Source organism: Streptomyces sp. G-G2 (assembly GCF_030063135.1).
In the GTDB taxonomy this organism is placed as follows: Bacteria; Actinomycetota; Actinomycetes; order Streptomycetales; family Streptomycetaceae; genus Streptomyces.
The window spans coordinates 98,260-105,265 of the sequence record NZ_JASISO010000031.1 but is presented as its reverse complement, the minus strand read 5'-3'; the positions used below and the strand labels follow the sequence as shown (position 1 = coordinate 105,265).

The 7,006-nt window shown below is 76.8% G+C and carries 3 protein-coding genes; 1 reads left to right on the top strand and 2 read right to left on the bottom strand.

Going from position 1 to position 7,006, the window contains the following annotated elements; translation table 11 throughout:
• A partial coding sequence (locus QMF80_RS23970; RefSeq protein WP_283456561.1) for a MinD/ParA family ATP-binding protein occupies window positions 1-1,548 on the top strand: 1,548 nt, incomplete at its 5' end.
• A gap of 86 nt (window positions 1,549-1,634) precedes the next feature.
• Here the strand turns inward: QMF80_RS23970 and QMF80_RS23965 are convergent.
• The gene (locus QMF80_RS23965; protein WP_283456558.1) at window positions 1,635-2,591 is read right to left on the bottom strand and encodes a bifunctional riboflavin kinase/FAD synthetase; all 957 of its coding nucleotides are present in this window, start codon (window positions 2,589-2,591) and stop codon (window positions 1,635-1,637) included.
• Window positions 2,592-2,714: 123 nt separating this feature from the next.
• Complete coding sequence (locus QMF80_RS23960) at window positions 2,715-6,803, bottom strand: S1 family serine peptidase (RefSeq protein ID WP_283456556.1); 4,089 nt, start codon at window positions 6,801-6,803, stop codon at window positions 2,715-2,717.
• Between the last annotated feature and the right edge of the window lie 203 nt (window positions 6,804-7,006).

The following is a 7,006-nucleotide window of genomic DNA, read 5'->3' as shown; positions in this document are numbered from 1 at the left end:
CCCCCCGCCCCGCAGGGATACGGGTTCCCGAACACCCCGGCCCCGGCCCCGGCTCCGGTCCAGGCCCCCGCGCCCCCCGCACCCCAGGGGTACGGGTTCCCGAACACCCCGGCTCCGGCACCGGCTCCCGCACCCGCACCCGGCTACGGGTTCCCGAACGCCCCCGCACCCGCACCGGCTCCGGCCCCCTCCCCGGCCCAGCCCCAGACCGGCGCACCCTGGGGCCAGCAGCCCCCGGCACCGGCACCCCCGCAGGGCGACCCCCGGCTCGCGAGCCAGTGGCCGCAGCCCGGCGGCCCCGGCGGCCCCGGCGCGCCCGGTCCCCAGGACCCCCGCTACCAAGCCGCTCCCTCCGGCGGCGGCGCCCCCCTCGGCTACACCGCCGCGGTGGAGCTGTCCTCCGACCGCCTGCTGCGCAACAAGCAGAAGCCGAAGAGCAGCCGCGGCGGCGGCTCCGGCGGCGCCTCGTCCCTCTTCCGCTTCGGCGGCAAGGCGGCCGAAGCGGAGCGCCAGCGCAAGCTGGAACTGATCCGCACCCCGGTCATGTCCTGCTACCGCATCGCCGTCATCAGCCTCAAGGGCGGCGTCGGCAAGACCACGACCACCACCGCCCTCGGCGCCACCCTCGCCACCGAGCGCCAGGACAAGATCCTGGCCATCGACGCGAACCCGGACGCCGGCACCCTCGGGCGCCGCGTGCGCCGCGAGACGGGGGCGACGATCCGCGACCTCGTGCAGGCGATCCCGTACCTGAACTCGTACATGGACATCCGGCGGTTCACCTCCCAGGCCCCCTCCGGCCTGGAGATCATCGCCAACGACGTGGACCCGGCGGTGTCCACCACCTTCAACGACGAGGACTACCGGCGTGCGATCGAGACGCTGGGCCGCCAGTACCCGATCATCCTCACGGACTCGGGCACCGGGCTCCTCTACTCCGCGATGCGCGGGGTCCTGGACCTGGCCGATCAGCTGATCATCATCTCGACGCCGTCCGTGGACGGCGCGAGCAGCGCCAGCACCACCCTCGACTGGCTGTCCGCCCACGGGTACGCCGACCTCGTCTCGCGCTCGCTCACCGTCATCTCGGGAGTTCGCGAGACCGGAAAGATGATCAAGGTCGAGGACATCGTCCAGCACTTCGAGACCCGCTGCCGGGGAGTGGTCGTGGTGCCGTTCGACGAGCACCTGTCGGCCGGCGCCGAGGTGGACCTCGACATGATGCGGCCGAAGACGCGCGAGGCGTACTTCAACCTCTCGGCCCTCGTCGCCGAGGACTTCGTCCGCGCGCAGCAGTCCCAGCCGCAGCCGCACTGGCAGGGTGCGCAGCAGGCACCCCAGGCACCTCACGCGCCCCAACAGCCGTACCCCTACCCGCAGCAGCAGCCGCAGCAGGCACCACAGCAACAGCCGCAACCGCAGAACCCGTACGGCCAGCCCCAGCAACCCCCGCAGCCCTACGGCCAGCCCTACCCGCCCCAGCAGCCCCAGCCCGGCCAGGGCTGGCCCCAGCACCCCCCGGCCCCGCCGCAGGACCCGCGTCAGTAGCGGTACCGCACACCGCGCGCGAAGAGGGGCCCCACCGTCCGACCGGAGGGTGGGGCCCCTCTTCGTACTCCGGCGGTGACGGCCGCTCAGCGCTCGGCGTCGTACACGTCCGTCAGCACCCGCGACCGCTTCACGTCGTCCGCGATCGCCTCCAACAGGCCGTCCAGCGACTCGAACTTCGCCATCCCCCGCACGTACGCGAGGAAGTCGACGGTCACGTGCATCCCGTACAGGTCGAGGCCCACCCGGTCGATCGCGTACGCCTCGACCGTCCGCTCGGTCGCGTCGAACTGCAGGTTCGTGCCGACCGAGATCGCCGCGGGCATCCGCTCGCCGTCGGCGGTCAGCCACCCGGCGTACACACCGTCCGCGGGGATCGCGGTGTGCGGCAGGGTCTCGACGTTCGCCGTCGGGTAGCCGAGCTCGCGCCCGCGCTGCGCACCGCGCACCACGACGCCCTCGACCCGGTGCGGACGCCCCAGGATCTCGGCCGCGCCCTCCATGTCGCCCTCGGCGACGAGCCTGCGCACGAGCGTGGAGGAGAAGGCGTCGCCGCCGCCCGCCGCGCCGCGCACGAAGAGGTCGATGACCTCGACCTCGTAGTCGTAGGTGGCGCCCAGTTCGGTGAGGAAACCGACGTTCCCGGCGGCCCGGTGGCCGAAGCGGAAGTTCGGGCCCTCGATGACGGCGCGCGCGTGCAGCTTGTCGACGAGGACCTTGACGATGAAGTCGGCCGGGGACAGCTGCGAGAACTCCGCCGTGAACGGCAGGATCAGCAGCGCGTCGACCCCCAGCTCGCCCATCAGTTCGGCGCGGCGGTGGTGCGGGGCCAGCAGCGGCGGGTGGCTGCCGGGGCGCACGACCTCGCTGGGGTGCGGGTCGAAGGTGACGACGACGGACGGTACGCCCAGTTCGCGCGCCCGCTCCACCGCTCGTCCGATGATCAGCTGGTGACCCCGGTGCACACCGTCGTACGAGCCGATGGTGACGACGCTGCGTCCCCAGTCCTGGGGGATGTCCTCCAAGCCACGCCAGCGCTGCACTGTGACCGCTCCTCGCCCGAACCCGTGGTGTACCTGTAGAGATTGCAGGTCTAAGACTGCCATGCCGGTGGTCCGGGGCTCGCATCGGCATCAGGCACATGTCAGAGACGGGCCGGGACCCCCTCAGGGGCCCGTGCCGGCACCGGTCGCCCCGGCCGCCCCGGCGTCGCTCGCCCCGCCCGTCGCCCCGTCGGCCGTCCCGCCCGCCCCGGCCTCCGTGCACGCGTCCCTGTTCAAGGTCTCGATCATCCGCCGGGCGCTCGGGCCGAGCAGGGCGGCCGCTTCCGCGGGCGCCGCCGCCAGCCAGCGGTCCACCAGCGCCCCGAAGACGGGCAGGGCGCGGGCGAGTTCCACCACGCGCCGGTCGAAGACGGCCGCGCCGCCCGGTGCGCGCAGCAGCTGCCGCCCGGTGCGGCGCAGCAGCTCCCTGGTCCGGTCCGCGCACCGCTCCGCCGCGCCGAGCGCCACGGCGCCGAGCAGGGCGTCCAGGACGTACGCGTCCGTCTCGGAGTCGAGGAGTACGTCGGCCAGCTCGCCCCGCAGCGCGTACGAGGCCTCGTTCCCCGGAGCGGCGAGCACCTCGGCGAGCGCGGCCCGGACCGGCGCGGGCCCGCGCAGCAGCAGCAGGACCAGCGGGCGCAGCACCGGCCCGGCGGGCGCGCCCTGCTCCAGTCGCCGGTCCACGAAGGCGGCGGCGTACGGGGCGTCCCCGGGGCAGCGGGCGAGGTGGTCCCCTACCAGCTCGGCGGCCCGGCGGGACAGCGCGGGCGTGGTCAGGGCGGCCAGCGCGCACAGCACCTCGCCGTCGGCCCGGTCGCCGAGCGCGTCGAGGACGGCGTCCGGGTCGGGGAGCAGCGGCAGGACGGCGACCAGTTCTGCGGCGGGCAGCCGGGAGCGGCGTTCACGGAAGCAGGCCAGCGCGTCGGGCAGGTACCGGGCGCGTTCCCGTGGGTCGCGGAGCAGGATCGCGAGGGCGCTGCCGTGCAGGGAGGCGTCGGCGGGGCGGGCGAGGATCGCCCGGGCGGCGTAGCGGAGCAGCTCGCGGTCGGCGGGGGTGCGCACGTGGGCGGCGGCCGCCAGTCCGTACGCCGCGGCGGCGACCCGGCGCTCCGGACGCTCGTCGTGGGCCCAGCGGTCCACGGCCCGGCTGACGGCGGAGGGCTCCTCCTCGGCGAGTACCGCGAGCAACTCGTCGGCGCGGGGGTGCGCGGCGGTGACGAGGGCCTCGGTGAGGCCGTCCGCGGCGAGGCGGCGGTGGGTGTGCAGGAGGGCCTGGGCGGCGGTGGCGACGGTGGCCCCGGGCCGGCCGTGCAGCCGTCGGTCGTCGCCGAACCAGGCGCAGAGCAGGGGCTGGACCCGGCGCGGGTCGCGGACGAGCCGACGGGCGGCGGCGTCGAGGAACCGGTCGTCGCCCGCGCCGCCGGTTCCGGGGGCGAACGGGTCGACGGGCGGGTCGGCGGGCAGCAGGCGGCGCAGCAGGTCGAGGCGGACGTCCTCGGGCAGTCGCAACCGGTTCCAGAACCGGCCGCCGAACGCTCCGCCGAAGGGGCCGGGGCCGGTCCGGGACACGTGTTCCGCGAGCGCGTGCAGCACGGGCAGCTGCGGCAGGGCGTCGGCGCGGCGCGCGAGCGCGCCGCGCAGCAGCCGCCCGGCCCACCAGCGGGGGTCGTCGTCGGCGCCGGGCCGTTCCAGTACGTCGACCAGCGGGCGCAGCGTGTCGGTGAGCAGAGGATCGGGCAGCAGCAGGAGCGCCTCCAGCACCGGCCCGATCCGGTGACGGGGCACGGGGAGCCCGGCGGCTGGGGTGGGGCGGTGGACCAGGGTGTCGAGGGCCGTCGGGACGTCGAGGTGGGCGGCCTGGAGCCAGTCGGACAGCTCCTCGTGGGCGGGGCGGTAGCCGTCGGGGCCCGCCGGGACGAGCAGGCCTTCGGCGAGGACGGCGGAAGCCCAGCCGGTGCGCCAGGGGAACAGCTCCTCGAAGGAGGCCCGGTCCAACTGCCCCTGCCCGGGCCCGAGGCAACGCCGCGCGGCCTCGTGCACCCGCCCCCCGACCCGCGCCGCCAACCGCCCGACCCCGGCCCCGCACACCCCGGCCCCCCCGAGCCCGGCCCCGGCCGGACCGGAACCCCCGGCACCGGGCGCCGGCCACGCGGCGCCGCCGAACCCGGACCCCGCGCGGGCGACGCCCCCGGCCGGACCGGATCCCGGCCCCGGCCGGCCGCCGTCGACGGCCGGGACGCGCCCTGGTCCCCCGGACCCGGGACCCGCTCCACCGGCGCCCTCAGCCGCGCCGGGTCCGGCCCACCCGTCGCCCGGGGCCGTCCCGCCCTCCGGGGCCTCGTTCTCGGGCCGCTCCCCCGGGGTTCCCCCTCCCCTCACCGGGCCGCCGCCTCCGGGTCCTGAGGGGTCCGCGGGGCCGAGCGCCTCCGGCGTGCCCGGGGTTGCGGTACCGGAAGTGGACCACCCGAACCCGGGCCCCGGCGCCGCCCCATGAGCACCAGGAGCTCCGGGGCCCGCCCCCCGGCCGTCCAGCCCGGCTCCCCGTCCCCGGGCACCGTCCCCCACCGCACCGGGGTCGGAGCCCGAACCAGCAGCGCCAGCGGCATCCGCATCCCGGCCGGAGGCCGAGACGCGGAGGGCGACACGGAGGTACGCCAGGTCCAGGTGGGCCGCGAAAACGTCCTCGCGCGTGGGGCGGCCCTCGGTGACGCCCGCCGCACGGATGCCGGACAGGAGGCGCAGGGCGAGCGGGTGGCGGGCCGCCGACGGGTGGACGCACTCGTCCGGGATCCCGTAGCGCGCCCGGGCCAGGGCGGCCTCCGCCGGGGTGAGGTCGCCCAGCCGCAGCGCGGCCGGGAGCCCACCGGCCGGGCGGCCCGGGCCCGGGGAGTACAGCGCCTCGGCCGGGTACAGCGCACCGGCCCGCTCCCAGTGCTCCGGGCGCCCCGCGACGATCAGCCGCGCCCCGGTCTCCCGCAGCCAGGCCACCGTGCCCGCGGTCCAGGCCGCCAACCGGTGGGCGAGGTGCGGCGGCATCTCCTCCGGCGCGTCCAGGAGCACCAGCAGGGGCCGCCCGGCCGCCACCGCCAGCTCGGCGATCCGTTCCCCGAGTGCCGGGTCGGCGGCCGGGACCCGGGGCGCGGCCACGATCCGGGCCGCCTCCGCCAACGCCCGCCCCACCGCCACGCCGAGGGAGCCGTCCCCGGCCCGCAGATCCGCACCGCGCAGCCATACCGTAGGCGCCGGTTCCGCGCCCCGGGCCCGGCGGGCGGCGAGGGCGGCGAGTTCCGTGGTGCGGCCGACGCCGGGCTCGCCGATCAGCCCCAGTACCGGGCGGTCCCCCGCCGTGAAGGCATCCAACTCCCTTACCACAGACTCCCGTTCGACCAGTTCTGGGCCCGCTGCGGGGGCCGCCTGGCCCACCGTCGTCCCGGTCAGCTGGAGGGCTCCCGCGAGGTTGAGGTCGGTGTCGTAAGCGGGAACGGTGGCGGCGTTGCGCGCCAGCAGTTCGGCGAGGGGACCCCGGGGATCGGTGACGGCCGCGGCGCGCAGGGGCAGGGCGAAGACTCCCGAGCCGTGCTCTCCTCGCAGAGCTGTGCCCACCACCGCGAGCACCGCTCCGGTCAGGGCGTCCAGGACGGGACCCCCGCGCACCTCGCCACCCGCACGGATCGCGTCCCGCCCGTCGGTCCCGATGGCCAGCTCGATCGCCCCCAGCCCGGGCGCCCCCGGCCCCGCCCCCGGCGCCACCGCCCCGGGCACCGTCCCGTAGGCGACCCGCACGCCCCCGAGCACCCGCGCCTGCCGCCACCCCCGCGCGGCCAGCCGTACGTACGCCCCCGGTTCGACCACGTCCCGTACGGCCACCGGCAGCGGCCGCACCCCGAGCCCGTCGGACCGTACGAGCGCCAGTCCGGCCCCCGGCAGCAGGGTCACCTCACCCGCCACGACCGGTCGGCCGCTCCCCCCGGGGGCGCTCAGCACCACCCGGTCGAGGCCGTCCACGACCTCCTGGGCGGTGAGTACCGTCCCCCGGTCGTCGGCCACGAACCCGCACCCGCGCGGACTCCCCGCCAGGTCGAAGATCCCGACCAGCTCCGCCGCCCCGCCCGCACCCGGACCCGCACTACCCGAGCCCACACCGGACGCATCGCCATCCGGGCCGGCCGTCCAGCCCGCGGCGCCCGCACCGCCCGCATCGTCCGTATCCATGAACGCCATCCCCGCACCCACTCCCGCCGCTCCCGTGCTCACGACGGTAGGCCGGTGAAGATCAGCACGAACAGCACGCGACGTGAAAGCGCCCCCCTTCGCTCCCTCCATTCACTCCGAGCGCCTGCTCGGACGGGTGAAATCGGGAGCCCGGGTGGACAAAGACCTACCCGAGGGGGGTCGTGGGGGGGGGGGGGGGGGGT